This is a genomic window from Gordonia sp. (in: high G+C Gram-positive bacteria), assembly GCF_052106715.1.
Lineage (GTDB): Bacteria > Actinomycetota > Actinomycetes > Mycobacteriales > Mycobacteriaceae > Gordonia.
Genome location: NZ_JBQEDL010000021.1, coordinates 51,947 through 78,337, shown reverse-complemented (window position 1 = coordinate 78,337; position 26,391 = coordinate 51,947). Strand labels below are relative to the sequence as shown.

The 26,391-nt window shown below is 65.6% G+C and carries 25 protein-coding genes and 2 pseudogenes; 14 read left to right on the top strand and 13 right to left on the bottom strand.

What is annotated here, in order from left to right:
- Positions 1–161: 161 nt before the first annotated feature.
- The 4 genes from ACTIMF_RS12180 to ACTIMF_RS12165 all read left to right on the top strand — a co-directional run bounded on the left by ACTIMF_RS12180 (position 162) and on the right by ACTIMF_RS12165 (position 4,074).
- Positions 162–680: a methylated-DNA--[protein]-cysteine S-methyltransferase gene (locus ACTIMF_RS12180; protein WP_442350553.1), complete on the top strand. Its 519-nt coding sequence runs from the start codon at positions 162–164 to the stop codon at positions 678–680.
- Positions 681–740: 60 nt separating this feature from the next.
- Entirely contained in the window at positions 741–1,799 is a 1,059-nt protein-coding gene (locus tag ACTIMF_RS12175; RefSeq protein ID WP_442350552.1) for a DNA recombination protein RmuC, read from the top strand.
- 63 nt (positions 1,800–1,862) lie between these two features.
- A complete protein-coding gene (locus ACTIMF_RS12170; protein WP_442350551.1) occupies positions 1,863–2,987 on the top strand; it encodes a DUF6542 domain-containing protein in 1,125 nt (374 codons plus the stop codon).
- Positions 2,988–3,450: 463 nt separating this feature from the next.
- On the top strand, positions 3,451–4,074 hold the full coding sequence (locus ACTIMF_RS12165; RefSeq protein ID WP_442350550.1) for a TetR family transcriptional regulator: 624 nt from the start codon (positions 3,451–3,453) through the stop codon (positions 4,072–4,074).
- A gap of 72 nt (positions 4,075–4,146) precedes the next feature.
- On the opposite strand, the pseudogene ACTIMF_RS12160 reads toward ACTIMF_RS12165, so the two are convergent.
- A pseudogene (locus ACTIMF_RS12160) lies at positions 4,147–4,738 on the bottom strand (aldehyde dehydrogenase family protein); the annotation flags it as partial.
- Here ACTIMF_RS12160 and ACTIMF_RS12155 point away from each other — a divergent pair.
- Positions 4,727–4,960 carry a hypothetical protein gene (locus ACTIMF_RS12155; protein ID WP_442350557.1) on the top strand — a complete coding sequence of 78 codons (234 nt, stop codon included), beginning with the start codon at positions 4,727–4,729 and terminating at the stop codon, positions 4,958–4,960. The pseudogene ACTIMF_RS12160 and the gene ACTIMF_RS12155 overlap by 12 nt on opposite strands.
- Positions 4,961–5,031: 71 nt before the next feature.
- Here ACTIMF_RS12155 and ACTIMF_RS12150 read toward each other — a convergent pair whose 3' ends face one another.
- From ACTIMF_RS12150 to ACTIMF_RS12140, 3 genes are read right to left on the bottom strand one after another with little or no spacing between them, the layout of a single operon-like run.
- Positions 5,032–5,589 carry a nucleosidase gene (locus ACTIMF_RS12150; protein ID WP_442350549.1) on the bottom strand — a complete coding sequence of 186 codons (558 nt, stop codon included), beginning with the start codon at positions 5,587–5,589 and terminating at the stop codon, positions 5,032–5,034.
- Between the two features lies 1 nt (position 5,590).
- A complete protein-coding gene (locus ACTIMF_RS12145) occupies positions 5,591–6,559 on the bottom strand; it encodes an SDR family oxidoreductase (RefSeq protein ID WP_442350548.1) in 969 nt (322 codons plus the stop codon).
- 55 nt (positions 6,560–6,614) lie between these two features.
- Positions 6,615–7,709, bottom strand: coding sequence for an N-acetylmuramoyl-L-alanine amidase (locus tag ACTIMF_RS12140; RefSeq protein ID WP_442350547.1), 1,095 nt, complete (start codon positions 7,707–7,709; stop codon positions 6,615–6,617).
- 124 nt (positions 7,710–7,833) lie between these two features.
- Between ACTIMF_RS12140 and ACTIMF_RS12135 the strand changes: the two genes are divergently transcribed.
- Positions 7,834–8,289 (top strand): TIGR02611 family protein, encoded by a 456-nt coding sequence (locus ACTIMF_RS12135; RefSeq protein WP_442350546.1) that lies wholly within the window; start codon positions 7,834–7,836, stop codon positions 8,287–8,289.
- 69 nt (positions 8,290–8,358) lie between these two features.
- Here the strand turns inward: ACTIMF_RS12135 and ACTIMF_RS12130 are convergent, their stop codons facing one another.
- Both ACTIMF_RS12130 and trhO read right to left on the bottom strand, forming a co-directional pair.
- Positions 8,359–9,405 carry a CobW family GTP-binding protein gene (locus ACTIMF_RS12130; protein WP_442350545.1) on the bottom strand — a complete coding sequence of 349 codons (1,047 nt, stop codon included), beginning with the start codon at positions 9,403–9,405 and terminating at the stop codon, positions 8,359–8,361.
- Complete coding sequence (gene trhO, locus ACTIMF_RS12125; protein ID WP_442350544.1) at positions 9,398–10,249, bottom strand: oxygen-dependent tRNA uridine(34) hydroxylase TrhO; 852 nt, start codon at positions 10,247–10,249, stop codon at positions 9,398–9,400. Before trhO ends, ACTIMF_RS12130 begins: the two co-directional genes overlap by 8 nt.
- 809 nt (positions 10,250–11,058) lie before the next feature.
- Here trhO and ACTIMF_RS12120 point away from each other — a divergent pair.
- From ACTIMF_RS12120 to ACTIMF_RS12110, 3 genes are all read left to right on the top strand, one after another.
- The gene (locus tag ACTIMF_RS12120; protein WP_442350543.1) at positions 11,059–11,388 is read left to right on the top strand and encodes a histone-like nucleoid-structuring protein Lsr2; all 330 of its coding nucleotides are present in this window, start codon (positions 11,059–11,061) and stop codon (positions 11,386–11,388) included.
- Positions 11,389–11,537: 149 nt separating this feature from the next.
- Complete coding sequence (locus ACTIMF_RS12115; protein WP_442350542.1) at positions 11,538–13,310, top strand: ABC transporter substrate-binding protein/permease; 1,773 nt, start codon at positions 11,538–11,540, stop codon at positions 13,308–13,310.
- A gap of 7 nt (positions 13,311–13,317) precedes the next feature.
- Positions 13,318–14,091 (top strand): amino acid ABC transporter ATP-binding protein, encoded by a 774-nt coding sequence (locus ACTIMF_RS12110; protein WP_442350541.1) that lies wholly within the window; start codon positions 13,318–13,320, stop codon positions 14,089–14,091.
- 42 nt (positions 14,092–14,133) lie between these two features.
- On the opposite strand, the gene ACTIMF_RS12105 is transcribed toward ACTIMF_RS12110, so the two are convergent.
- Positions 14,134–15,072 (bottom strand): hypothetical protein, encoded by a 939-nt coding sequence (locus ACTIMF_RS12105; protein WP_442350540.1) that lies wholly within the window; start codon positions 15,070–15,072, stop codon positions 14,134–14,136.
- 41 nt (positions 15,073–15,113) lie between these two features.
- Entirely contained in the window at positions 15,114–15,926 is an 813-nt protein-coding gene (locus ACTIMF_RS12100; protein WP_442350539.1) for a Cof-type HAD-IIB family hydrolase, read from the bottom strand.
- 138 nt (positions 15,927–16,064) lie between these two features.
- Between ACTIMF_RS12100 and ykgO the strand changes: the two genes are divergently transcribed.
- The gene (gene ykgO, locus ACTIMF_RS12095; RefSeq protein ID WP_237011583.1) at positions 16,065–16,187 is read left to right on the top strand and encodes a type B 50S ribosomal protein L36; all 123 of its coding nucleotides are present in this window, start codon (positions 16,065–16,067) and stop codon (positions 16,185–16,187) included.
- 55 nt (positions 16,188–16,242) lie between these two features.
- On the opposite strand, the gene ACTIMF_RS12090 is transcribed toward ykgO, so the two are convergent.
- Both ACTIMF_RS12090 and ACTIMF_RS12085 read right to left on the bottom strand, forming a co-directional pair.
- Positions 16,243–16,587, bottom strand: coding sequence for a thiamine-binding protein (locus ACTIMF_RS12090; RefSeq protein WP_442350538.1), 345 nt, complete (start codon positions 16,585–16,587; stop codon positions 16,243–16,245).
- Positions 16,584–17,921, bottom strand: coding sequence for an acyltransferase (locus ACTIMF_RS12085; RefSeq protein WP_442350537.1), 1,338 nt, complete (start codon positions 17,919–17,921; stop codon positions 16,584–16,586). The genes ACTIMF_RS12090 and ACTIMF_RS12085 overlap by 4 nt, the downstream gene beginning before the upstream one ends.
- Positions 17,922–18,147: 226 nt before the next feature.
- Between ACTIMF_RS12085 and ACTIMF_RS12080 the strand changes: the two genes are divergently transcribed.
- Both ACTIMF_RS12080 and ACTIMF_RS12075 read left to right on the top strand, forming a co-directional pair.
- Positions 18,148–18,588, top strand: a complete 441-nt coding sequence (locus tag ACTIMF_RS12080; protein WP_442350556.1) for a MarR family winged helix-turn-helix transcriptional regulator — start codon at positions 18,148–18,150, stop codon at positions 18,586–18,588.
- Positions 18,589–18,765: 177 nt separating this feature from the next.
- Positions 18,766–20,271 carry an NlpC/P60 family protein gene (locus ACTIMF_RS12075; protein ID WP_442350536.1) on the top strand — a complete coding sequence of 502 codons (1,506 nt, stop codon included), beginning with the start codon at positions 18,766–18,768 and terminating at the stop codon, positions 20,269–20,271.
- Positions 20,272–20,321: 50 nt separating this feature from the next.
- Here ACTIMF_RS12075 and ACTIMF_RS12070 read toward each other — a convergent pair.
- Both ACTIMF_RS12070 and ACTIMF_RS12065 read right to left on the bottom strand, forming a co-directional pair.
- Positions 20,322–21,981 (bottom strand): annotated as a pseudogene (locus ACTIMF_RS12070) (ABC-F family ATP-binding cassette domain-containing protein).
- A gap of 25 nt (positions 21,982–22,006) precedes the next feature.
- Positions 22,007–23,461: an MFS transporter gene (locus ACTIMF_RS12065; protein WP_442350535.1), complete on the bottom strand. Its 1,455-nt coding sequence runs from the start codon at positions 23,459–23,461 to the stop codon at positions 22,007–22,009.
- 92 nt (positions 23,462–23,553) lie between these two features.
- Here ACTIMF_RS12065 and ACTIMF_RS12060 point away from each other — a divergent pair, with 92 nt between their 5' ends.
- The gene (locus ACTIMF_RS12060; protein WP_442350534.1) at positions 23,554–24,264 is read left to right on the top strand and encodes a TetR/AcrR family transcriptional regulator; all 711 of its coding nucleotides are present in this window, start codon (positions 23,554–23,556) and stop codon (positions 24,262–24,264) included.
- A 73-nt stretch (positions 24,265–24,337) separates the two neighbouring features.
- Here the strand turns inward: ACTIMF_RS12060 and ACTIMF_RS12055 are convergent, their stop codons facing one another.
- On the bottom strand, positions 24,338–25,186 hold the full coding sequence (locus tag ACTIMF_RS12055; RefSeq protein WP_442350533.1) for a 3-hydroxybutyryl-CoA dehydrogenase: 849 nt from the start codon (positions 25,184–25,186) through the stop codon (positions 24,338–24,340).
- A gap of 173 nt (positions 25,187–25,359) precedes the next feature.
- On the opposite strand from ACTIMF_RS12055, the gene ACTIMF_RS12050 reads away from it, so the two are divergent.
- Positions 25,360–26,382 (top strand): LLM class flavin-dependent oxidoreductase, encoded by a 1,023-nt coding sequence (locus tag ACTIMF_RS12050; RefSeq protein ID WP_442350532.1) that lies wholly within the window; start codon positions 25,360–25,362, stop codon positions 26,380–26,382.
- Positions 26,383–26,391 lie beyond the last annotated feature (9 nt).

The window sequence follows — 26,391 nt, the reverse complement described above, 5'->3', positions numbered from 1 at the left end:
TTATCTACCGGGCACTCGCCGGCCTCGGCGTTGGACCGGTCGACACCAGATCGTGGCGGCCCTGGCGGTCGTACGCATCGATGCACCTATGGCGTCATCAACTCGCTGACCGGGTCGACGATGTCGTCGCACCCTGAACTCCAACGAAGGGGAAACCAGACATGAGCACCACTGAATCCACACCGTTGCGCTGGGCGGGCATCCAAACGCCCGACGGCCCGTTCACTGCCGTCTTCGACGAAGCAGGCACCGTCTATGCGTCCGGGTGGACCGACGATCCCGAGTATCTGCGCAGTCTCATCGCCCCGACGCTTCGCACCGAGGGGATCGTCGAGAGCGACGGAGGTGCCGCCGTCGCCGCCGTGGACGCGTACTACGCGGGCGACCTCGCCGCGCCGTCGCGAGTCGCCGTCCAGCAGACGTCCGGCCCATTTCTGACGGCGGCGTGGGCAGCGCTGAGGGAGGTCCCCGCGGGCCCGCCGGTCACCTACACGCGACTGGCGGAGCTGGCGGGCAACGCTGCGGCGGTCCGCGGTGCGGCGTCGTGTTGCGCCCGCAACGCGGCGGCACTGTTCGTCCCGTGCCATCGCGTGGTCCGCACGGACGGCACGCTCGGCGGCTTCCGATACGGATTGGACGTGAAGCAGTCGCTGCTCGACCGGGAAGCTGCGGCCGCCTGACGCCCCGGGCACTCGACTCAGCCGACCGAAATTGTCACAGGTCGGGTCCAGGATGGCCGCATGACAATTTTCGCAGCCATCATCGGACCCATCTGCCTCATCATCGGAGTGGCCCTGGGATGGTTCGGCCGCAGCCGAGCGACCCGCGATCAGGCGCCGACGATGCCATCCGACGCCCTCGTCGCGCCGCTGCGCGACACCCTGGGCAACCTGTCGGACGAGCTGCGTCGATCCGAGTACAACCGCGTGCACGCCTTTGCGGGCTTGAGCGAGCAGGTCCGCGGGATGCAGCTGACCTCGCACCGTCTGCACGAGCAGACGGCGAAGCTCGCGGGAGCTCTGCAGGCGCCGCAGATTCGCGGCAGGTGGGGAGAGATCCAACTGGAGCGTATCGTCGAGCTGTCCGGGATGTCACGGCACTGCGACTTCTCGACGCAGGTTCACGGCCAGACGCCGGACCGTGTGGTCCGTCCCGACCTGGTGGTGCACCTCGCAGGCGGCCGCACCATCGTGGTCGACGCGAAGGCTCCGCTGCAGGCGTACCTCGACTCGACGTCGCCGGGGTTGTCGCCCGAAGCCGCACGCGACAAGCTCGCGCGTCACGCTCAAGCGGTCCGCGGGCACATCAACTCACTGTCGGCGAAAGCCTATTGGGCCGCACAGGCCAGCACGCCAGAGTTCGTCGTCCTCTTCCTGCCCGGCGACGGCGTCCTCGACGCCGCGCTGGCGCAGGATGCTGATCTGCTCGACTATGCGTTCGCGCGGGACGTCGTCCTGGCGACCCCCGGCACTCTGATCGCGCTCTTGCGCACCGTGGCGCTCGGGTGGCGCCAGCACGCCGTGGCCGAGGACGCGGAACAGATCCAGATACTCGGCACCCAGCTGTATCAACGGATCGACCAGGTCCTCGGGCACCTCGAGAAGGTCGGCTCGGCATTGCGCCGCACCGTCGAAAGCTACAACTCGGCGGTCGGTGCCATCGACTCCCGTCTGGGCGTGACCGCACGGAAGCTGTCCGAGATGGAGGCCCTCTCGGTGTCGACCGGTCGAACGAACAGCTCGGACAGATCGCCCAGACCGGTGGACGCGACCGTGAGATCCACATCACCGATTCTGTGATGAGCTGCGAACTCGCGGGCGGGGATGGAACGACTCGGTCCCACTAACCGGTACCGTCTAAGTGTGTTTTCCCGATCCTCAGGCAGCTCCGCCCTGCCCGCCGACCAGCAGTCCGTCGTGCCAACTGTGCGCGGGCTTCCATGGTGGGGTGCGGTGCTCCTGGCGACGGTCATCACGATCATCGGCGCGCTCCTCGATTCCGCGCCGTCCGGCGAGCTCGGCCGGACCTACAAGATCATCTTTATTTTCGGCTGCGTGCTCGCCGCACTGGCGGTGCGACGCCGGGCAATGTTCACTGCCGCGGTGCAGCCGCCGCTCATTGCGTTCGTCATCGGCCTCATCGCGTTGTACATCGAGGCAGGCGACCAGGCCTCCGACAAGAAGACATTGATCCTGAAGGTCGTGCTGCCGATCGCGACGAGCTTCCCGTGGATGATCATCGCCTTCGTTCTCTGCCTCGCTGTTGTCCTCGGTCGTCTGTTCTTCACAGGACCCGTCTCCAAACGCCCGTTCGGCGGATTCGGCACGAGCACGGCAGCCAAGCGCCGCACAGGCAAGAATGCCTCCGCCAAACAATCAGGTGAGAAGGCAGCGCCGAGGAACTCGACATCGAAGACCGCGCGTCCGGCGAAACCACGAAGCCAGGGCCAACCGAAGCCGGGTTCTCCGAAGCAAGACAACAACCGCGAGCCATCGAAGCGAGACAGTAGCCGCGGGGCGTCTGCGCGTGCACCCCGCAGCGGTGCGCCGAAGCGCGGCACGGGCACTCGTGCGCCACAGCAGCCCGCAGATCCTCGTTCGCCTCAGACGGCCCCGACCACGCCCGAGCCGTCGACGGCGAAGCGTCGACCTCGTCCGCAGCCCGCAGGCAAGCCGGCCGCAGGCGAACCCGCACCGCGAGGCACCGGCGCGACGGCTGCTCCTCGTCCAGGCGAGGACAAGCCGGCTCGACGACCCCGTCGCACGGCGCCACCGCAGCAGGCCCCCGCGGCCGACCAGCAGGCTCCGGCCGAGACCGCGGCACCCCAACGTCGTCCTCGCCGCACTCCCGAGGAGGAGACTGCGAGGCGCCCCGATCGTCGTCGGGCCCAGCCGCAGAAGATCCCTCCCCGGCCGCGGCGCACCGCCGGACAACAGTTGCGTGAGCGCGGTGACGTCGAGGATCTGACCGCAGGCCTCGACGACTGAGTTCGGCGCGTTCGAACTGGGAAGCGCGTACGAACTGGAAGGCGCCTTCTTCCGCAACCTATCGCCCCAACTGACCATCGAGCGTCCACGCGGTACTACACGGCGAGCGAGCACGATCAGGGAATCGCCGTATCGTGGAGGACCTCTCCCACCACGGCGCGGAATTCGCGGTCGGTCGCTCGAGCCACCCCTGTGTGTCCTCGTAGCTCATCTCGGCGGCACCGGTAGAGCAGTCGAGCGCTATCTGCTCGGCATGCTCCGTGTCTGCCCGCTGCCTTGATGTCGTCGATCTCCGATGACTTCGCCGCGACCATCCAGATCAGTGATATTTGTCAGCAGCTCGACACACCTCTGAGGCCCTGCGCCTCGGGCCGAGTATGGGCGAGAATCTATGCTTTACGGGTAATCAGGCAGGGCCAAGCGAAAGTCCCGCGTTCTCGGACGACCGAATGAAAGGTGCGGCATGGCACGCCCGTCCAAACCGCTCATCAGCCGTGACGCCGCAGTGCAGGCCGCGATCGAGATCATCGACGCCGAGGGGCTGGATGCCTTCAGCTTGCCGAAGCTGGCCGGGCACCTCGGAGTGCGAGCCCCCTCCCTTTATCATCACTTCGCCGACAAGAACGAGATCTTTACCGAGATAGCGCGGCACATAGCAGGCACGACGGTCGTCACTCCCCGACGCAGGCCCGGCTCCGACTGGCCCGAGTTCTTCGTATCGCTCGCGTTGAACTTCCGACAGTCGATCCTGCGGCACCGAAACGCCGCTCCCGTCCTCCTCCAGCACCTGCCACGCGACCTGTTCGTCTCCACCTACGAGAGCACCGCGCGCTTCATGCTGGAGTCGGGAGTTCCGGTCGAATTGCACGTGCGAATCCTCGACGGTATGGAGACGCTCGCGATCGGAGCCGTATTGATGGAAGCCATGCGCAAGCCGAGCACCAAGTCGACCATCTTCCCGAATGTCGATGCGCAGTCGCAGCCACTCCTCGCGGAGGCGCTCGCGAGCAACGAGTTGACGCAACGCAGACTCTTCGAGGAGACGGTTCGCAGCTACCTGCACGGCGTGATCCGCGACCATATGTGACGCTCGATCACGCCGCCCAGGAGCCGGCACCGACGATCGGGAGAAGTGCCATGGTCAGGAGAAGCGCCGTGGTCAGGAGAAGTGCACAGCCTTGGTCTCGAAGAACTCGTCGAGACCCTCGGGGCCGCCTTCTCGGTCAACCCCCGACTGCTTGTAGCCGCCGAAGAGGACCGTGAAGCCGATGACCCCGCCGTTGACGTTCACCGTTCCGGTGCGGATGCGCTTGGCGACCTCGTCCGCATGCTCGTCGTCGGCGGCGTAGACCGCCCGGACAGCCCGTACTGAGAGTCGTTCGCGACGGCGACGGCGTCGCCTTCGTCTTTGGGATCGACGACCAACGACTCGGAGACTTCGCGGTCAGCCGTGAAGACGCTGACGACCCCTCCGGGGTGCGCCCGCTCGGCGACGAGTTCGCCGACGACGTCGGTGAAAATCGCCGGCGACAGTGGTGCCTCCGGTGACGTCTTCAAGACCACCGAGCACCCGGCGGCGAGCGCAGGAGCCACCTTGAAGGCGATCGTGCCGATCGGCCCGTTCCACGGGTTACGACGGCCACCACTCCGTTCGGCTGCTTGTGCACGCGTGAGAAGCCGCCGTCCGCCCGGGTCCGCTCGTCGACGAGTGTGGCATTCCGCGCTTCGGTCGCCACGGCGTGAAAGGTCCCTTCGTCGAACGATGCGCGAGTCGCGCCCAGCGCGGCGGCGACGTCGAACCATTCGTCACCCGACGAATCGACCCACTTTCCGCCGATGAAGACGTGTGGACGGCCAGCGAAGGCGATGCGGCAGCGGACTGGGCCGTGGTGGTCATCGCCAAGGTCTCCTTGAAACTCGTTGGCAGCAGAAAGTCGTTGGGCAGCACACGGATAGCGACAGGCAGCCTGTGAACTGTCACAGGCGAGCATAGATTACCTACAGATATTAGTTAAAGTTTCGCCGCCAACTCTACGTAAAGACGTTAGTTTATATCCGGTTGGAGTCCGGCACCCCGCAGCCAGTCGGCCAGCTCGCGTGCCGCCGCGTCGACGACCTGCGGCCAGTCCATCGCCGAGCCGTCCGCCTGGTCGCTCACCGCTTTCACCAAGGTGACCGGGATCCGGTAGCGCGCGCAGACCTGGGCGATCGCCGCCCCTTCCATGTCGACGAGGTCGGCGCGGGCGGCCAGCGTCGCCCGATGATCGGGGTCGGTGACGAAGGTGTCCCCGCTGGCCAGAACGGTGCCGTCACCGCCCGCAAGCTCCCAGCGGTCAACGGTCTCGTAGCCGATCGCCGACAACGCCGCGGCACTGATGTCGTGCTCAATGACGACCGACGGCACGAACAGTCCCGAGTGTCGCTCGTGCAGCGCACCGGCGGTGCCGATGTTGACGACGCTCGCGTAGTCACCGCGTTCGAGTCGCTGGGTCAATACCGTCGCGGCGCGGACTTTTCCGATTCCGGTTACCAGCACGTCGGCGCCCGCTGACACGTGAGCCGCCTCGGCACGCGTCGCCGAGACGATCAGAGTCCGCTGCACGTCAGTCGGTCGGTTTCGACACGATCGAGGACTCGCCGTCGACCGCACCCTTCGACGACCCGAGTCCTGCCAGCCGCGAGAGGTGGTCGAACCGGTTGTTCGCGATCCGCATCGCCACTTCGTACGGGAACGCGAACTTGCGCGCCCACCAGTACGCGAACCGCACGTCGAACGACGTATAGACCATGAATTTGTTCTTCACCACGCCGCGGACGATGGCCTGTGCGGCCTTCTCCGGCGTGACCGCGATCTTGTGGAAGCCGTCGATCTGTGCCGCGACTCGCGGATCGTCACGGTCGATGCCGACGATCTCGACGGTCCCGACCAGCGGAGTAGCCACTCCACCCGGGCATACGAGCGATACTCCGATGTTGTGCCGACGAAGGTCGTGGCGCAGCACTTCCGAAACACCGCGGATGCCGAACTTGCTTGCGCTGTACGCGGCATGCCACGGCAGCGCGAGGAGCCCCGCGGCAGAGGACACGTTGACCACCTGTCCACCCGAACCACGGCGCACCATCTGCGGGACGAAGCTTTCGATGACGTGGATCGGGCCCATCAGGTTGACGTCCACGAGTTTGCGCCAGTGCCGGTGCTGAAGATTCTCCACGGTCCCCCACGCCGAGATCCCCGCGACGTTCATGACGACGTCCATGACGCCGACCTCCGCGTCGACGGCGCGCGCGAACGAGGCCACCCAGTCGTAGTCGGACACGTCGCCCGCCGCGTGGTAGACCACAGCCCCACCACTCGCGACGACTTCGTCGACCGCGGCGTTCAACGGGTCGGCGTGCAGATCGGTCAGGACGAGATCTGCGCCCTCGCGGGCGGCCGCGAGCGCCGTCGCCCGGCCGATTCCGCTGGCGGCGCCCGTGATCAGCACAGTGCGGCCCCGCAGCGTCGGAACCGGAGTCGGGACCCAGAACAGGTCGCGGATCGTGGTCAGAACAGCCTTCGAATCATGGCCCATGTCACAACTCTAGCCCGTGGCGCGCGGATCTGACTCGCGGGTCACAACTGCCGGGTCAGACGGGAAGCTTGCCGCCGAAGACCGCGTAGACGACCGACAGCATCGCCTTGAGGACCTCTGCGGAGACGTCCTGCCCCTCGGTCATCAGGATGCGCTGGGCCTCCTGCGCACTCTTCGCCTTCGAGATCTTGTCGAACAACGGGCCGGCGGCCGCGAGCCCGGCGAGGTCGACTCCTCCGGCGGAATCGTCCGAGTCCGGCGCGGGCTGGTCCTTCGGGTCCACACCCTGGCTCGAGTTGTCGTCACCGGGCGCCGGGACGGGTGCCGTCGGGTTCGCCGGACTCGCCTTGCCCTTCGCGTACGACGTGATCCCGTCGGTGATCGCCATCGCGTACTTGGCGGCACCCTGCGCCGACGACAACGACTTCGCTTCGGCCGGGTTCGACAGGTTGCCCATCTCGATGAACACGGCGGGGACGCGAGTCAGGTTGACGCCCGCAATGTCTGCGCGTGTCTGGATGCCATCGACGGCACCCGCGTAGCCCGCAGGCCGCAGACCGGCCTTGACCAGCGCGTCGCGCATCGTGTTGGACGCCTTGCGGCCTTCACCGGCCTGGACGCTGTCCGCTGCCTTGTCGGGGAGAGGCAGGGTCGGGACTATCAGGTGGAAGCCACTCTTGGAGTTGTCGGCACTCTTGCTCGTCGAGTCCGCGTGCAGGCTCACGGCGACCGCTGCTCCGGACCGGCTGGCGGCTTCAGCACGTTCGTCGACGCATCCGCCCCACCCGGTGTCGTTGTTGCGGCTCAACACCACGCGGGCGCCCTTGCTCTCGAGCGCGGCCTTCACTAGCTGGGAGACCTCCCAGTTGACGGTGTGCTCGGCCTTGCCGGTGACTGCGGTGGCACCGGTGGTCTGGCACGCCTTCTTGCCGCCGCGACCGTCGGGCACCTGCTTGTTGAGGTCATGGCCTGCGGCCGATCCCTGGTGACCGGGGTCGAGGAAGATCGTCTTCCCGGCCAGATCCTTGCCTGCGCCCGGAAGCGGCGCGGCTTCGGTCGACGGCGCGTTCACCAGCCCTAGACCCAGTGCGGCGGTTGCGACCAGCGATGCCGCAGCGAGTGCTCCACGGCGTGCACGGACAGCGTTCATCGTCGCTGCTCCCTTTCCATACGACACATCAGCTTTCACACTGACAACTTGCGTAACAGTGAACCAGTAGTTGAGGGTCGCTGTCGAACGGGAACCCGTCGTCGACGGAAATCGTTAACGCGCTGTGACCACACGACCGGTAGAGTCCGGTCGTCAGCCCGACTCCACCGGAAAGCACCGCATGTTCTCCAAACTCGGCGCGAAGTACCACGATCTCCGCCACAACAGCCGTTATGGCTTCGTTCTGCGCTACGTGACCATCGTCATCGGCGCCCTCGTCACGGCCGTCGGAGTGATCGCGATTCCGTACCCGGGCCCCGGCTGGGCCATCGTCTTCCTCGGCCTGCTGATCCTGTCGCAGGAACTCGAGTGGGCGGCCCGCCTCCGGCGTTGGATCATGAACAAGCTCAACACCTTCTACTCCCGGTACATCGACGGAAATCGGGTCGCACAGGTACTCCTCGGCATCGCGACCTGTGCGATCGTCCTCGTCACCCTATGGCTCACCGGCGCACTGAACCTCGTCGCCGGATGGGTCGGTCTCGACGCCGACTGGCTTGCCTCACCCCTCTTGGGCTGACTGGGCTCTCAAGCTGACTGGGCTCTCAAGCTGACTGGGTTCTTAAACTGACGGGGCCTGATCGTCGACTCAGTCGCGATCGCCGACGATGTACCGAGTGATGTGCAGAATTCCGTACTCGTCGTCGACAGCCGTTTCGGGGCCGACGATCTCCTCGAGCGCGTCGTCTGCCGCGGCGAGGTCGAGTCCGGCTCCGATCACTACGAGCGAGGTCGCAGGCGTCGACCCCATCCAGGGCTGGGTCGTCACCCGGACGATGCCGCCGACCGCATGAACGACGTACGCATGGCCGCGGTGCACCGGCAGGTCGACGAACACCTGACCTTTGATCCGATACGTCCCGGCAGGCGGACGTTCCAGGAAGCGCGCCAGGCGGCGCGGATCAACAGCTCGCGGTGTCTGGATCGACGTCGACTCGAAGGCTGCATGAAGGTGAGCGCCGTGATCGGACTCGGCCGACTCCTCCGCCAGGAGTTCGTCGAGCGCGAGTTGCCGGGCTCCGCGGTCGGCGGCGCGCTCGGGTGCATCGTCGAACAGCATCGACGGATCGACCGCCGCATCACTGACGACGACCGCCGGGGCAGTCGGATTGGCCTCGGCGACCACGCCTCGCACTGCTCGGAGGGTCGATGCGTCGACGAGGTCGGACTTGTTGCAGACCACGAGGTCCGCAATGGCGATGTGATCACGCACGGACGGGAAGTCGGCGATGGTCCGCATCAGCTCGACGGAGTCGAGGACGTAGACCAGGCCACCGTACGACGCGGTCGCACCGCATGCCGCGAGCACCAACCTGATCAACGCGCTCGGCTCGGCTATCCCACTAGCCTCGATGAGGATCGCGTCCAGCCCCGCACTCGGCGCAGACAAGGCGTCGATCGCATCACCGAGGCCGTCGGCGTCGGTCGTGCAGCACATGCACCCGTTCTCGAGCGTGACGGTGTCTCCCGCCACGCCCGACACGAGGAGTGCGTCGACGTTGATGGAACCGAAGTCATTCACTAATACCCCGATACGCCTGCCGCCCGCACTGCTCAAGACATGATTGAGCAGCGTCGTCTTGCCTGCACCGAGGAATCCGGCGAGTACGACTACTGGAATAGGGCGTTCACGCACCGGTCGGCACGCATTCTTCACAGGCGACTGCCAGCTTTCGACCGTTCCGGTCGGGATGGTTGATCACACGCGAGGTCGGCGTTCCACATTCGACACACTTGCCGATGACCGTGGGAGTGCCGAATTCGATCGACATTCGTTTATCGAATACGTATAGAGAACCCTCCCACAGACCTCGGTCTGCGAAACGCTCGCCGTATCGGATGATTCCCCCGTCGAGCTGATACACGTCAGTGAATCCTCGATGTCGCATCAGTGCACTGAGGATCTCGCAGCGTACGCCTCCCGTGCAATAGGTCACGACCGGAGAATGCTTGAGGTGGTCGAGTTCTCCGCTTTCGAGAAGTCCGACGAAGTCACGGGTGGTATCGACGTCCGGCACGATTGCTCCACGGAATCGCCCGATCTGCGCCTCTATCGCATTTCGACCGTCCAGGAATGCGACGTCGCCACCGCGTTCTTCGATCAACGCGTGGAGCTCGTCGGGTCCCAGACGGGTCCCGCCCCCGACGACTCCGCTCTCATCGACTTTGACCTCGTCGGGGACGCCGAAGGTGACTATCTCGGGTCGGACTTTGACCGTCAGCCGCGGAAAGTCCTCCCCGACTCCGTCGGACCATTTGACGTCGGCATTGCGAAATGCCGCGTACTCGCGGGTTGCTCTCACGTACTGTTTCACTTTACGGATGTCGCCGCCCACTGTCGCATTGATGCCGTGGGATGACACGATGATCCTGCCGCGCAAGCCAAGAGACTCGCAGACCCGGAGCTGCCACAGCCGGATCGCCTCCGGATCGGGCAGCGGCGTGAACACATAGAAGAGCACGATTTTGGGGGTCGCCACAGTGCAAGGGTACGGACAACGCAGTGCGGTCGGTGCGATCGCCCTTCTCACACTGCTGGCGCTCAGCGGTTGCGGCCTTCTCTCTGGACAAGGGGAGCCGGATCGGATCGTCCTTCCCAGTACGGACGAGTTGTCCACCGAGACGAAACCGTCGACGTTGTCGGAGACATCAAAGACCAACCGGTCCCAGTCGAACGACATCCCGTCCGAGTGGAGCTTTGAGCGAGTCATCAAAAGCGCTCCGCGGGTGAGTAATTCGGAGTTTCAAGTAGCTGCTTCCGATGAGGACGGCACGCGGGAAGACGTCTCCGGGTATCACTTCTCTTCTGCCGACCGCGAGATCAGGTGTTCTACCGGCAATAGCGGCACGAACGCGTTGGTGTGCACGTCGGACGAGGTAAAAGGCCCCAAGAGCGCACCGGCGAGTGAAGATCCCGATTGTGCCTGGAACCGAGAGCTCGTGGTTCTCTCCAGTGACGGAGCCTCGGAGGGAGGATGCGCGAATCGTTACTCAGTGCTGTTCCGGTCTCGAAGCATCCCGTCCGGATCGGCGATTGCCGTCGGCCGTTTCGCGTGTTTGTCGCAGGACACCGACGTCTATTGCGTTGAATCGGACTCCGGCACCGGTTTCGCTTTGACCGAAGACGGTTACACCGAGATCAGAGCGGATGCACGCGCCCCGAAATCATTGACCGGAGGAGAGGACGAGAGTTCCGAGTCGACTTCGCATTCTCGTGTGGTAACTACTCGATGATCATGTGTACAGTAGTCGACGAGATACCCGAAGCATTTCTATTAAGGGGCGCCCCGTGGCAAAGAGAACCGTAATCAAGATCGTCGACGACATCGACGGTGCAGAACTCGACGAATACGAGACCGTCCGTTGGAGCCTCGACGGCAAGAGTTACGAGTTCGACACCTCGCCCGAGCACGCCGAGGAATTCCGTAACCACGTCGCCACCTATGTTGCGGCATCCCGCTCGGTCGGCCGCGTATCGCAGCGTCGCGCCACCAATTCCGCGCGTCCGGCCGCCAATACTCGGGTGATCCGCCAGTGGGCCAACGAGAACGGATTCACCGTGAGCGACCGCGGTCGCATCCCCGCCGATGTGATCGCCGCATACGAAGCCGCGAACTGACGGGTCGCGACCCGAAAGATCGACGATTGCGCCCCGGACCGTACGGTCCGGGGCGCAATCGTCGGCCTGACCGGTCCCCGGTGCGGACTTATCCTCAACCCGGTTGTATCTATGGGTCCACCGTCGTAGTCGGGCTAGTGTGACCAACCATGACTGTCCTTCACACGGCCCGGCAGCGGGTACGCGCCCCGCACTCATTTCGCCGGTGGCTCCCACTGCTCCTCGTGGTGCTCCTGATCGGTGCTCTCGCGGCGTGCGGGTCGTCGTCGGACGGTGACGGCGACGACGAGGGGCTGTGCGCTCCACCCGGAGTCGCCAGTGCGTCGGCGGCGCCGACGAACCTCGCGCAAAGCGCTCAGGCACCGGACAAGTTCACGACGCCGGACGTCACTCCACTCGATAAGATCGACACTTCCGACCTCGGCCTCATCAAGCCGGGGACGATCATCGTCGGCACCCTCGGCGACGCTCCCCCCAGCATCTGCGTGAACTCCAAGCAGCAGTACACGGGCATGGACAACGAGATGCTCCGTGCAATGGCCGACAAACTCGGTCTGAGGGTCGAGTTCGTCGGCACCGAGTTCTCGGGGCTGCTCGCGCAAGTCGCCGGAAAACGCTTCGACGTCGGGTCGTCGTCGATCACCACCACCGACGAACGTCGTCAGACGGTCGGCTTCACCAACGGCTACGATTTCGGCTACTTCGCACTCGCGGCTCCGGTCGACGGCCCGGTGCAGAGCTTCGGCGACCTGAATGCGGGCACGCGCATCGGCGTCGTGCAGGGCACAGTACAGGACGACTACGTCACAAACACCCTGCATCTCGACCCGGTCAAGTTCCCCGACTACGCGACCGCGTACGCGAACCTCCGCTCCGGCCAGATCGATGCGTGGGTCGCCCCCAGCCAACAGGCGGAGGGAACCGTCCAGGCTGCCGACGGTATTGCGATTCTGGAGAACACCTTCAGCATCAACAACTTCACCGGATGGGCCGTCGGCAAAGGCAATACGAAGCTCACCGATGCTCTCAACAGTGCGCTCGACGCGATCATCGCCGACGGCACGTGGTCACGGCTGTACCAGGACTGGGCTCCGCGCGAGCTCCCGGACGGATGGAAGCCAGGATCGAAGGCCGCTCCGATGCCACAACTCCCCGACTTCGAGAAGATCGCCGCCGAGAACGCGGGCGGTGAGAACACCGAGGCCGCTGCACCGAAGAGCACTCTTGCGCAGCTCGGCGACACATTCTTCAGCGGCGAACAGTTCCGCAAAGCGCTGCCGGATCTGGTCACGACGGGCCTGCCGAACACGTTGAAGATCGCCGTCACCTCCGGTGTCATCGGAACCGTCCTCGGCATGTTGCTCGCGGTCGCCGGCATCTCCCGCACCCGATGGTTGCGCTGGCCGGCCCGCGTCTACACCGACATCTTCCGCGGGCTACCCGCCGTCGTCGTCATCCTCATGGTCGGCCTCGGCTTCGGGCCGGTCGTCAAGAACATCACCGGCGGGAACCCGTTCTGGCTCGGCTCGATCGCATTGGGATTGCTCGCGGCCGCCTATATCGGCGAGATCTTCCGATCCGGCATCCAGAGTGTGGAGACCGGCCAGATGGAGGCATCACGCGCGCTCGGCTTCTCGTACCGCTCGTCGATGTCGTTGGTCGTCGTGCCGCAGGGCGTCCGCCGCGTCCTGCCCGCGCTGATGAACCAGTTCATTGTGCTCATCAAGGACTCGTCGCTGATCTACTTCCTCGGTCTCACCGTGGCTCAGCGCGACCTGTTCGCGGTCGGCAAGGACTTCAACGCCGACGGCGGCAACCTGACGCCGTTGCTCGCCGCCGGGCTGTTGTACCTGATCCTGACCGTCCCGTTGACCCATCTGGTCAACTACATCGACAAGCGCCTGCGCACCGGAAAGGCCTGATCTCACCATGAGCGATCCCACCCAACCGGTGACCATTCCGCTGGTCAGCTCCGACGCGGCAGTCTCCCTGACCGGAACCGACCTGCACCTGTCGTTCGGCGACAACCATGTGCTCCGCGGCGTCGACATCCAAGTGGACGCAGGAACCACGACCACCGTGATCGGACCGTCTGGCTCAGGCAAGTCGACTCTGCTGCGTGTGCTGAACCGGCTCCACGAGCCGGATCAGGGCGACATCCTCGTCGACGGCCACTCGGTCCTCGACGAGAACCCTGACGAGCTACGCCGCCGGATCGGCATGGTCTTTCAGCAGTTCAACCTATTTCCGCATAAGACTGTCGCGCAGAACGTCGCGTTGGCACCCCGCAAACTCCGGGGCCTGAGCAAGGACGAGGCACGCGAACTCGCACTCGCCGAACTCGACGCCGTCGGTCTCAAGCACAAGGCCGACGCACGCCCGTCCACCCTGTCCGGTGGTCAGCAGCAACGTGTGGCGATCGCGCGAGCACTCGCGATGAAGCCGGAGATCATGTTCTTCGACGAGGCGACGAGCGCGCTCGACCCCGAACTCGTCAAGGGCGTTCTCTCGTTGATGGCCGAGCTGTCGCAGGAGGGCATGACGATGGTCGTCGTCACGCACGAAATGGGCTACGCCCGCGACGTGTCCGACCACGTCGTCTTCATGGACGAGGGCTCAGTCATCGAGACCGGTTCGCCCGCAAAGCTGTTCGACGACGCGGGCAGCGAACGGCTCCGCACGTTCCTGTCTCAGGTCCTGTAGCCCTGTCCAAAGTTCTCTAGCGAGGAGGTCCGCCGGCCAGGTTCAGTCCACCGAGCCGACGGCGCCGCGGAACTCCTGCGTGGCGTAGAACGGTGCGAAGCGTCGACGCTGAGACGGTTCGAGTAGTCCGCGGCGGTCCATGTCGGCGATGACGGGTGGGCCGAACCGGAGCCCTTCTTCAACGAGGTCCTCGTACCCGATGCCGAGGTCGGCGAGCAGCTCGTCGAGGGTTGTGTCGCCGTACGTGTCGAACACTTCGTCGACGCCAGATGCCAACAGGTGCGCGAAGTACTCGGTGTCGCGGAACGCGCGCCAGAACTCGAAGACGAGGACGACGACGTCTTCGAGATCGCCGGGCTCTACGAGTGAACTCAGCTCGCCGACACTGTTCCCGGTTCCTGCGCGAGACAGGTCGCGCATTGTGTCGGCGAGAACCTCGTCTGATTCGGATCTGTTGGCGCGCAATACGAATGCCGCTCCGTGCCGCACGACCGACTCGACGGCGCCGTCGACGAACCGACCGAGGCGATCCGGGAGACGCGATGAGTCGACCGACCGTTGGACGGCTTCGACGAACGTGTCCACGGTCGCGGGCGAGTCGAGTATCCGCTGCATCAGTCGGCGCGAAAGGCCCAGTTGCGCGATGTCGTCAGTCAGGTCGTCGAGTTGCTTCCGGCCGATCAGGTCGGCGGGCCCGACGTCCTCGGCTGCGGTGATGTCGTACAGCCGCGCCGCGACGCGGCCGACCAGTTCGGGGATCGCCCCCTCCACCGGAAACGCGATCGCATACTTGTGGGCGACCGCCTTGATCAGGTCTCGTGACACCGACTCGGACAGGGTGATCCGGGAGGCGTCGTCGAGGGCATGCGTGATCTCCTCGTGCACCAGCTCGGCGAACTCGTCGGGATCGGTCAGCTGCCTGCGGGTGAATTCGACCTGCGCGTCGAGCAGCCGTGCGGCCAAATCCTTCTCAGCGGTCATGACTTAGCACCCTAGAGGATTCCCACGGGTCCGGCCGAAATTCATCTGAGCAGCTCGGACAACACTGTCACCACGCCGTGTTCGACGTTCGACGGCGCGCGGTAACGGGCTCGGGCGTGCACGTCGGGGTGTGCGTTGGCCATCGCATACGAGTAATCGGCTGTGTCGAGCATCTCCAGGTCGTTGAGGTAGTCGCCGAAGACGACCGTCTGCGAGGCGCTCACCCCGAACTCGTCCTGAAGTCGGCGGACCCCGACGGCCTTGTGCACGCCTCGCCCGGTGATGTCGAGCCAATGCGCTCCCGACACGACGAGGGCGTGGTCGCGGCCGAGCGACTCGAGCACACCGTGTGCGGTCGTCGCAGCATCGTCGAAGTCGTAGATCGCGAGCTTGACGACTCCCGACGTGTCGATGGTCAAGTCCTCCACCTGGTCGAGAACCGCACAGTAGGTTGCGGCGTGGGCGAGGAAGTCTGGATCCTTCGATTCGATGAGAGCACCGCCCGCGCGGCACGCGATAGCCGCCAACCGTGCGCCGCCGTCGTTCGCAGCACGGACAGCCAGGATCGCCGAGCGCACGAATGCGGGGTCCATCGCCGACGCTTGCAGCACTTCGCCGTTGCGGACGGCGACGGCTCCATTCTCAGCGACGTACGAGAGCGTCGAGTCGAATCGCTCGAACAGCCGCGCGAGAGACTGATACTGGCGACCGCTCGCCGGGACGAACGCTATTCCGCGGGCGGTCATCTCGCGAAGCAGCGGCCAGAACTCGTCGGGCACCGCCCCGGCGGCGTCGAGCAGTGTGCCGTCCATGTCGCAGACCACGAGTCGGATATCGGTGGCGGTCTCAATCACAGGCACCTCTCATCGGCACGGAACAGGCGGGGCCAGCGCCCACCCGTTCACGCTACCTATTCGACCGACCCGTCGCCCGCGCTCCCGGCAGGCGCCGTGATTTTGTTAACGATTGTCATTCCCATTACAGTGATGGGCATGAAGGTACGGAACTCGCTCCGCTCGCTCAAGAACCAACCCGGTGCACAACTCGTCCGACGCCGCGGCCGGACGGTCGTCATCAACAAGAAGAACCCGCGATTCAAGGGCCGCCAGGGCTGACCTGGCGGCAGGCAGATAGCAGGCATGCGGCGGACCAGGCGTCCGCGGCACAGACTTAGCGGCCGAGCACCTGTTCGACGCGGTCCAGTTTGCCGTCGATCTCACCGGTGTGGCCGGGGCGGATATCGGCCTTGAGCACCAACGAGACGCGCGACCCGAATCGGCCGACCTCGTCGGTGGCCCGCCGCACCACGTCCATGACCTCGTCCCAGTCGCCTTCGATCTCGGTGAACATGGAACTCGTCCGGTTCGGCAGCCCGGATTCGCGGACGATCCGCACTGCCGCAGCGACCGCTTCGTGCACGCTCGCCTGATCTCCGCTCGCCTCGCCGGTGTCAGACAGCGTGACCGAGGGATCAGACGGCATTCCGGACGGGGCGACGGAGAAGGCGACGATCATGCGGCGGCATCCTTGTTCTCCACGGCGTTCTTCCCCATGGAGTTCTTCCCCATGGAGTTCTTCCCCATGGAGTTCTTCCACTGGACAGTCTTATCCAGCAGGCTCTTCACTATCGGGTTCCTCGACAGCGGGACGCGGTCGCGGGCGACGAGCCACTTCGCAGCTGGGGTGCGCAGCAGCAGGTCGACGACGATCAGCGACAGGGCGAGGACGATGATCACCAGGATCGTGGTACGGGTGGCCGCCGACCCCGGGAACCACGCGTGCAGTTCGCCGAAGAACCCGGCTCGTGCGAGAAGGTCGAGGATCAGTGGATGGACGGCGAAGACGCCGAATGCTCGGATCGTTGCGTACGAGACAGCGCGAGCGCCCACCTTATGCCCGGTGGTACGAAGCCCGTCCCACACCATCGCCACGAGCCACAGCAGAACAACGCCGCTGACCAGCCACAGCAGCAGTGGCGGGTTCCACGGCGTAGTGGCCTGCCACGGGACGTCCCCGGGAGCCGTCATCCACAGATAGACGGCGACGCTCGCCGACGTACCGATCAGACAACTGATCACGACGGGCACGAGATGGGCGCGCAACCACGCTTGGACCGAGTCCAGGTGCACGGCCATGAGCGCACCGATCGCCACAAACAACGTGTACATCGGCAGCGCCTTCCACGCATGCTCGTACACCTGATCCCAGGCATATCCGCGTGGCCGGGGCAGCCACTGGTAGGTCGCGAACACCAGGATCTGGATAGCCACAGCCGCCGAGAGCACCGACCACGGCCGGTTGATCGTCCGGTCGATCAACCACGAGATCGCCGGGAAGAACAGGTAGATCTGCATCGAGATGAGCAGGAAGTACAGCTGATACTTTCCGGTTCCAGCAATGATCGCGAAGCCTAAGTCCTGGAGGTACCGTCCCGGCGACGGGAACGGATTGCCCGCGATGACGAGGTGGTCCGTAGCGGTGTAGATGATCGTCCACACAAGATAAGGCGCGACGATCAGTCCGAATCGCCGCCGCCAGAACTGCACGGGGCTCATCGTGCGGCCGCGCATGCTCAACACCAGGACGAACAGGGTGACGGCCACGAAGCCGTACCGAGTGAGGTGCAAGAGGGTTCCGACGAGTTGTGCGGACCGCAGGACGTCCTGGTCGGTGTTGATCATCGAAACGCTGTGTGCCACGACGACACCAGCGAATAGTACGACGCGAACGAAGTCGGCGGTCAGTGCCCGCTGTCGGGCCGCGGGGGGCGGAGCTGCCGTGCGTTCATCGACGACGGTCTGCCCGTCACCGCTCTTCACACGCTCCGCCTCTTCGACGGTCTGCTCCACAGTCGACACCTCCGCGAGTACCAATACGCCCCGAGCGCCCGGTTCGCCCCGAGCACCCAATACCCTCGCCCCGGCCCGTGAGTCTACGGACCGAACCTGGGAACCACACTCAGGAACCGTCGGGCGCGTCGCGTGCGATACTCGCGGGGTGGACGACGACCGAACGCAGGCGCCGACTGAAGGATCGCCAGACGGGGTATCAACGGACGGGGCGTCGACGGATGAGGTGCTCGCGTTCGAGACCGCGACGCGCGATCTCGTCGGTCTAGCACTGCGCAGCGTCGACAGTGTGGACATCTCACTTCCCCAGTTTCGGCTGCTCCGGGTCCTGCACGAACTGGGGCCGTCCAGTTCTGTCGCCTGCGCACGGGCGCTCGGCATCGTCGGATCCTCCGTCACTCGCCTCGCCGACCGTCTCGACGCGTCCGGCCACCTGGTCCGGGCTCCGGACCCGACGAACCGAAGTATTGTCACCTTGCAATTGACCGACACGGGACAGCGCGCGGTCCATCAGGTCACCGACCACCGCAGGCGCGAGTTGTCTACGGCCCTCGGCGCCTTGGACGTTGAGCAACGCTCAACCTGCGCCGACGCGCTGCGTAGGCTCCACGAGGCACTCGCCGTCGGAAACTCCGGTTACGAATCACACCGTCACCTTCCGCTCTGAGCCGAGCAGCCCTCTGAGCCGAGCAGCCTCCTATGAGCCGAGCAGCATAGTCCGGCCCCGCTTCTAATAACACCTCTGTTATTCCCTTCCTCGGGTTTCACAACCCGTCACTGTGACGTACGGTGCAGAAGACACTCGTGTTACGAGGGGGACAGATGTTAAGGAAGTGCACGTCAGATGCGAGTTGATTCGCGCGCGCGGTGGGCTGCGCGCAGCACAACGGTGGGAGCAGCGTTCCTGGCCGCGATGCTGGCCGCCGGACCCGCCGTCGCCGAGCCCTCCAAGGCCAATCCCGTCGCGTCGTTGATCAATCAGATCGCCGACGTCGACCAGACGATGACGAACCTGTCCGACGCGGTCGCCACCCGCCAGGAAGGCGTGAACAAGGCGCTCGTGGACTTCCAGAACGCGGTCGCCGCCCGCCAACTGGCCGTCGAGGCCAACAGCGGGGCGAAGTCGTCGCTGAATCAGGTCAGCGGAGAGGTCGAGCGCGCACAGCGCGACTTCGACTCGTTCGTGCGCTCGGTCTACCGCCAGGGAAACAATCGCGGCGCGATGACCAAGTACGTGGCCTCCGACGACCCGGAGAAGGTCCTCGAACAGATGTCGGCCGTCGAGCGAGTCACCGACCAACAGCAACGCGTGATCCGGAAACTGCAGGTAGCAAGGAATCAGCAAGCGAACCGCGTCGCTGCCACCGAGATCACCGAGCGTCAGAGCGTCGCGTCGGCGCAAGATGCCGCCGACCGCCGCGACGACGCCGTCTCCGCATACCGCGCCGCCCAGCAGGCGATGCACGAGCAACAGACCAAACGCACTGACCTGCTGCAGCAACGAGACACCCTCGCGGCCCGCCTCGCCAAGCTCCGCGGCAAGCCCGCCTCCTCCCCGAAGTCCGGGACACCGAAGTCGGGGACAGCATCGCGGCCGGTAGTTCCGGGCATCCCGAAGGCCGCGACCGACGGTCTCTCACGCGCGATCGATGCGATCCCCGCTAGGCCGGTCGAGGGCGACGACGTGGCGGCTCAGGCCGCCCAGGCCGCCGCCAAGCTCGCTACCGACACCGGTCAGTCGCTGCTCGCCAGCCTCGTCGGACAGCAGCAGATCCCCCACTCCAAACTCCTCGACGAGATCGGAATCGGCGGAACCAGCCCGTTCGGACAGGGTGATGGCAACACGTTCACCCGACTCGGCAACGGTTCTCTCGGCTCCCTGTTCGGCGGCCAAGGCGGCGGCGGTGCGATCCGTCCCGGCCTGCGAGGCCCCCAGGCCATCGAGGTTGTCGTGAACCGAATGAAGTCGCAACTGGGCGTCCCCTACTCATGGGGCGGCGGCGACGCGAACGGCCCGACGCTCGGCGTGCGCGACGGCGGCGTCGCCGACAGCTACGGCGACTACCAGAAGGTCGGCTTCGACTGCTCCGGCCTGATGGTCTACGGCTTCGCGGGCGTCGGCATCGACCTGCCCAAGTACTCGGGATACCAGTACACGTCCGGCCCGCAGGTCCCGCTGTCAGAAGCCAAGCGCGGCGACATGATCTTCTACGGTCCCGGCGGAACACAGCACGTCGCTCTTGTCCTCGGCGACGGCACCATGCTCGAGGCTCCGCAGTCCGGCTCGTCGGTCAAGATCTCGCCGATGCGCACCGCAGGCGCAGAACCGATGGTCGTCCGTCTGCTCTGAGGCGAATCAATCGTCTCGCCATCTCGTCGCCGACCAGGTGATCAGACGACTCACAACTCGGTGACGTTTCCGTCCTCCACGTGCCACCGCCGGTCCACCCGCACGTTGGTGAGCATTCGACGATCGTGCGTCACCAAGAGCAGAGCACCATCGTAGGAACGCAGCGCCGATTCGAGTTGTTCGATGGCAGCCAGGTCGAGGTGGTTGGTCGGCTCGTCGAGCACCAGCACGTTGGTGCCCTGCGCCTGCAGCAGCGCCAATGCCGCACGCGTGCGCTCCCCCGGTGAGAGATCGTCAACGGCGCGGTCGACGTGGTCGGCGCGAAGCCCGAACTTGGCAAGCAGCGTGCGGACGTCGGCCGTCGTGTACTCCGGGACGAATTGCTCGAAGCGTCCGGCGAGCGGCAGCGGACCGGAGAACCGGCCGCGCGCCTGGTCGATCTCGCCGATCGCCACGCTCGCACCGAGCCCCGCAGTTCCCTCGTCCGGCTCGATCCTCCCGAGGATCGTCGCCAACAACGTCGACTTCCCGGCACCGTTCGGACCCGTGCATTCCGATCCGCTCACCGGCGGCCACCTGCAACGAGACTGGACCCAGGACGAACTCTCCCTGCCGAACCACCACCTGATTGAGCGTCGCCACCACCGAACTCGACCGCGGTGCCGCCCCGATCGTGAACTCGAGTACCCACTCCTTGCGCGGCTCGGCGACCTCCGCCAAGCGTGCGATGCGGCTCTCCATCTGGCGCACCTTCTGCGCCTGCTTCTCGCTCGACTCCGACGCGGCTCGGCGGCGCACCTTGTCGTTGTCGGGGTTCTTGCGCATCGCATTGCGCATGCCCTGGCTCGACCACTCCCGTTGCGTACGAGCGCGGGCGACGAGGTCGGCTTTCCGCTCGGCGAAATCCTCGTACTCGTCGCGGCGGTGCCGTCGGGCCACCTCCCGCTCCTCGAGGTAACTCTCGTAGCCACCGCCGTAGACGGCGTTCGTATGCTGGGCGAGGTCCAGCTCGACGATGCGGGTCACACTGCGCGCCAGGAACTCTCGATCATGACTGACGAGGACCACCCCGCCGCGCATACCCGTGACCACAGCTTCGAGCCGTTCCAGTCCGTCCAGATCCAGATCATTCGTCGGCTCGTCGAGGAGCACCACGTCGAACCGCGAGCACAGGAGCGAGGCCAGTCCGACACGGGCCGCCTGCCCGCCCGACAGCCCGGCCATCAGTGCCGATTCCGACGCGAGGTCGCCGGTGTCCAAGCCGAGATCGGCCAACACCGCGGGCAGTCGCTCGTCGAGGTCGGCGGCACCAGTCGCCAACCAGTGGTCGAGAGCGGTCGCGTAGACGTCGGCCGCATCTGGCCCAGCCACGTCCGACTCGGCGAGTACCCGCGCGGCATCGTCCATCGCGCGGGCCGCAGCCGCACATCCGGTCCGGCGGGCGACGTACTGGCCGACGGTCTCGCCCGGCACCCGCTCGTGCTCCTGCGGCAGCCAGCCGACGAACGCGTCCGACGGCGACCGCGACACCGTTCCTGCCAACGGCACGAGTTCGCCGGCCAGGATCCGCAGCAACGTCGACTTCCCCGCCCCGTTCGCACCGACGACGCCGACGACGTCGCCCGGTGCCACCGTGAGGTCGAGGTGGTCGAACAGGACGCGATGCGCGTACCCGCCGGACACGTCCTTCGCGACGAGCGTTGCAGTCATTCACACATGGTTGCACCTGGGGAGCTCACGGGTGCTCGTCGGCCTCTCGGGAGTCCGTGAGCGTGGACGCTCCCCAGAGCGCTATCACCCCGACGACCACTGCGAGAATCGCATAGGCGATCCGCTCGCCGCGGAAGAACGACGCGACCAACTCGCTGCTCCAGGTTCCCGCCGGAAGGCTCGTGGTGACCAGCGCGGCGATGAGCGTCCCGATCACCGCCGTCCCGACGCTGGTCCCGATCTCCTGGGCGGTGTCGTTGAGCGCGGCACCCATCGATGTCCGCTTCTCGGGCATCGCACCGATCAGCGCCACCGCACCGATGGTCATCACCGTGCGCAGACCGATCGTCAGCGTCACCATGAAGACCGCAATCGCGAGGTAGCCGTGGTCGACACCCCAGGCCAGACCCGCCATGGAGCCGCCGAGGAACACCGCGCCGATCAGGCAGGCCACCCGGTGGCCGAAGCGCTTGATCAGCTGCTCGGAGATCGGCGTGCCCAGGATCATCGTCACGATCAGCGGGAGGTTGGCCAGACCAGCCTTCATCGGACTCCACCCGTATGCGTATTGGAAGTGCAGGATCAGACCGAACATCACACCCGCCATCGCGATCGACGTCGCGATCTGCGCGATGGCGGCACCGCGTACCGTGCCGTCGCGGAAGACGCGCAGGTCGAGCATGGGCTGCGCCGCCCGACGTTCGTGCCACACGAACAGTGCGAGCGCAATGACCGCTCCGGCCGCCGATCCAAGCGTGGCACCCGATCCCCAGCCGTACTCGATGCCCGCGGTCAACGTGTAGCACCCCAGCCCGATCGTCGCGATACTCAAGACCGCGCCAGGCAGATCGAGTCGGTCCTCGGTGAGGTCCGCACCATGATCGGGCTGCACCCCTATCCGGACTCCGATCCAGGCGATGAGTGCGACCGGCGCATTGACCAGCAGCAGCCATTCCCAACCGACGTGTGCGAGCGCCGTGCCGCCGAGTACCGGACCGAGAATGAAGCCGCTCATGCCCACGACGATCATCACCGTCATCGCACGCATACGAAGAGCCGTGTCACTGAAGAGTCGGAAGACGAGCGAGTTGGTGATCGGTGCCATCGCGGCCGCGGCCACGCCGAGCGCGGCGCGCAACGCGATCAGTCCGCCGGTCGACGAGACCATCAGGACCGCAAGGCTGATCAGCCCGAATGCGGCGAGCCCGACGAGCAGCACGCGCCGTCGCCCGAAACGGTCCGCGATCGACCCCGCCGTCAACAGCAGGCCGCCGAAGGTCAGAGAGTAGGCGCTGGTGACCCACTGCAAAGCAGTCGTACCGCTGCCCAGATCGCGGCCGATGGTCGGCAACGCGATCGTCAACAGAGTGTTGTCGACCATCTCCACGAAGAAGGCCAAGCACAGGGCCGCCATCGGAATCCACGCGGCGCGCAGTGACGGGTACGTGCGGGTGAGTGCACTCTCAGCGGTTGCCGTCATGGGGCACCCCCTCTCTATCGAACACCGTTCGGTTATCGAACGACGTTCCATACGATAGAACGGCGTTCGATAGAATGCAAGAGGGAGGTTCGATGACACCGCGAACAGCACACGAAGTGACGCCGCGGCGCGGAAGGCGTCGCGCATCGCACTCGATGGAGACCGTGATCGGCGAGACCATCGCCCTACTCGACGAGTCCGGCGAAGGCGCGCTGACGTTCCGTGCGCTCGCCGCCCGCCTCGGTGGCGGCGTGGCAAGCATCTACTGGTACGTGGACAACAAAGACGAGCTCCTCGACCGCGCGACCGATCACGTCCTTGGCGACGTCGTCGAGCGGACCGACGAGCTCGCCGCCTCCGACGATCCGATCGCTGATCTGCGCGCCGTCGCGATCGCCCTCTTCGAAGCGGTCGTCCAGCGACCCTGGCTGGGTCGATACCTGATGCGCGACAATGGAACTCAGCCGAACGGAATGCGTATGTACGAAGCTCTCGGCGAGCAGGTGATGCGGTTGGGCCTGCACCCGCGCGAGACCTTCCACGGGGTGTCGGCAGTGCTCGGATTCGTGATCGGCACCGCGACCGACCTGGGCCAGCAGGTCCCTGCCGAAGTGCTCGACGGAACCGTGTCCGGCGAGCAGCTCATCGAGCGCGCCGCCGACCAGTGGCGGTCCCTCGACCCCGACGAGTATCCGTTCATCCACTACATCGTCGACGAGTTCGCAACGCATGACGACGCCGACCAGTTCCGCGCAGGCCTGGACCTCGTCCTGGCAGGGCTACGGATGCAAGCCGACACGTGAGAGAACTTCGGCACTTCGTTTCGGCCGTACGCCGAATCGAAGTGCCGAAGTCGTGCTTCTAGCTCGAGGAGTTCTAGCTGTAGTCGTAGAACCCGCGACCGCTCTTGCGGCCTAGACGGCCGGCGTCGACCATGCGGCGCAGCAGCGCCGGAGGCGCGAAGTGCGGTTCGGCGAACTCGGCGTACAGCGAATCTGCGGCAGCAAGGCAGATGTCGAGGCCGACGGTGTCGCACAGGGTCAGTGGACCCATCGGGTAGCCGCAGCCGCCCTTCATCGCGGCGTCGATGTCCTCGGCGGTCGCATATCCCGAGTCGAACATGCGGATCGCCTGGCACAGGTACGGGATGAGGAGCGCGTTGACGATGAACCCCGAACGGTCGCCCGCCTGAACGGTGGTCTTACCGAGAACGTCGCCTGCATATGCAGTGACCGACGCGGCGGTCTCCTCCGAAGTCAGGAGCGTCGAGATGACCTCGACGAGCGGCATCACCGGGACGGGGTTGAAGAAGTGAACACCGACGACACGCTCGGGATGCTTCGTCGCTGCAGCGATCTTGATGACCGGGATCGAGGAGGTGTTGGTCGCGAGGATCGCATCGGGCTTCACGACATCGTCGAGGTTGGCGAAGATGTCGTGCTTGATGGCCTCCACCTCGGGGGCCGCCTCAATGACGAGTTCGCGGTCGGCGAACTCACCGACGTCGAGCGTGACTCGCACGCGCGCGATCGCGGCGTCGGCGTCCTCCTGTGAGATCTTGCCCTTGGACACGCCGCGGCCAATCGACTTGGCGATCCGCGCGCTCGCCGCATCCGCGAACTCCTGCGTGGTCTCCAGCACGAGCACATCGCTGCCAGCCTTGGCACACACTTCTGCGATGCCGGCACCCATGGTGCCGCCACCGATCACGCCGATGAGGTTCACTTCGTCTCCAAATCGATTCGGGCCACCGGCAGAAGGCGGCCAAGCTCAGGTTGTCGCCTCATAGGCTAGTTGCTGCACGCGCACCCGGCGGCGCAGCCATGCCCGACAGTGATGTGCAGAACAGGGATGTGCAAAACAGGGAATACCCACCGGCCCGCCACGTTGACACCGACATGAGTGCAATCGAGTTCGGTCTGGACACGTTCGGCGGGGTCACGAAAGACGAACACGGCGCGCCTGTTCCGCACCCGCAGGTGATCCGCGACCTCGTGGACGACGCCGTCGTGGCCGATCAGACCGGGTTGGACTTCTTCGGCATCGGAGAGCACCACCGCCCCGACTTCGCGGTGTCGAGCCCGGAGACGGTGCTCGCGGCGATCGCCTCACGCACCGAGCGAATCCGCCTCGGATCGGCTGTCACCGTCCTCAGCTCCGACGACCCGGTCCGCGTGTTCGAACGTTTTGCGACCCTCGACGCGGTCTCCGATGGGCGAGCGGAGATCGTTGCCGGTCGCGGCTCGTTCATCGAGTCGTTCCCGCTGTTCGGGTACGACCTGGCCGACTACGAGATCCTATTCGAAGAGAAGCTCGATCTCCTGTCGAAGTTGCTCACCGAGGATGCGGTCACGTGGACCGGCACCACCCGCGCCGCGCTCACCGACCAACTGGTGTTCCCGACCACCGCGAACGGGCTGCGGGCCTGGGTGGGCGTCGGCGGATCACCGGAGTCGGTGGTGCGCGCCGCCAAGCACGGATTCGGATTGTTCCTGGCGATCATCGGCGGTGCACCCGAGCGATTCGCCGCGTACATCGATCTGTTCGAACGCGCCCAGAACGAGTTCGGGCGTCCGCACGCACCGATCGCCGTCCACTCGCCGGGGCTCGTGGCCGCCACCGACGCACAGGCGCGTGAACTCGCCTACGACGGATGGTTCGCGATGCGTCGCCAAATGGGTGCCGAACGCGGCTGGCCAGCTCCGACCGCCTCCGACTTCGAGAACGAGATCACTGACGGCGCACTGTATCTCGGATCGCCGGAGACTGTCGCCCGCAAGATCGCACGCACCCTGAAAGCACTGCGGATCGATCGGTTCGACCTCAAGTACGACCAGCCGGTCCCCCACACCGTGCAGCGGACGTCCATCGAGTTGTACGGCGAGAGGGTGGTCCCGATGGTCAAGGAGCTACTGGCCTGACGCGTCGCC

Excerpts from the sequence above, each read along its gene's own strand:
- ACTIMF_RS12115 (WP_442350542.1), top strand. The coding sequence starts at position 11,538 with ATGACTGTCCTTCACACGGCCCGGCAGCGGGTACGCGCCCCGCACTCA.
- ACTIMF_RS12050 (WP_442350532.1), top strand. The coding sequence starts at position 25,360 with ATGAGTGCAATCGAGTTCGGTCTGGACACGTTCGGCGGGGTCACGAAA.
- ykgO (WP_237011583.1), top strand. The coding sequence starts at position 16,065 with ATGAAGGTACGGAACTCGCTCCGCTCGCTCAAGAACCAACCCGGTGCA.
- ACTIMF_RS12065 (WP_442350535.1), bottom strand. The coding sequence starts at position 23,461 with ATGACGGCAACCGCTGAGAGTGCACTCACCCGCACGTACCCGTCACTG.
- ACTIMF_RS12060 (WP_442350534.1), top strand. The coding sequence starts at position 23,554 with ATGACACCGCGAACAGCACACGAAGTGACGCCGCGGCGCGGAAGGCGT.
- ACTIMF_RS12165 (WP_442350550.1), top strand. The coding sequence starts at position 3,451 with ATGGCACGCCCGTCCAAACCGCTCATCAGCCGTGACGCCGCAGTGCAG.
- ACTIMF_RS12180 (WP_442350553.1), top strand. The coding sequence starts at position 162 with ATGAGCACCACTGAATCCACACCGTTGCGCTGGGCGGGCATCCAAACG.
- ACTIMF_RS12110 (WP_442350541.1), top strand. The coding sequence starts at position 13,318 with ATGAGCGATCCCACCCAACCGGTGACCATTCCGCTGGTCAGCTCCGAC.
- ACTIMF_RS12140 (WP_442350547.1), bottom strand. The coding sequence starts at position 7,709 with ATGAACGCTGTCCGTGCACGCCGTGGAGCACTCGCTGCGGCATCGCTG.
- ACTIMF_RS12090 (WP_442350538.1), bottom strand. The coding sequence starts at position 16,587 with ATGATCGTCGCCTTCTCCGTCGCCCCGTCCGGAATGCCGTCTGATCCC.
- ACTIMF_RS12105 (WP_442350540.1), bottom strand. The coding sequence starts at position 15,072 with ATGACCGCTGAGAAGGATTTGGCCGCACGGCTGCTCGACGCGCAGGTC.
- ACTIMF_RS12175 (WP_442350552.1), top strand. The coding sequence starts at position 741 with ATGACAATTTTCGCAGCCATCATCGGACCCATCTGCCTCATCATCGGA.
- ACTIMF_RS12075 (WP_442350536.1), top strand. The coding sequence starts at position 18,766 with ATGCGAGTTGATTCGCGCGCGCGGTGGGCTGCGCGCAGCACAACGGTG.
- ACTIMF_RS12145 (WP_442350548.1), bottom strand. The coding sequence starts at position 6,559 with ATGGGCCATGATTCGAAGGCTGTTCTGACCACGATCCGCGACCTGTTC.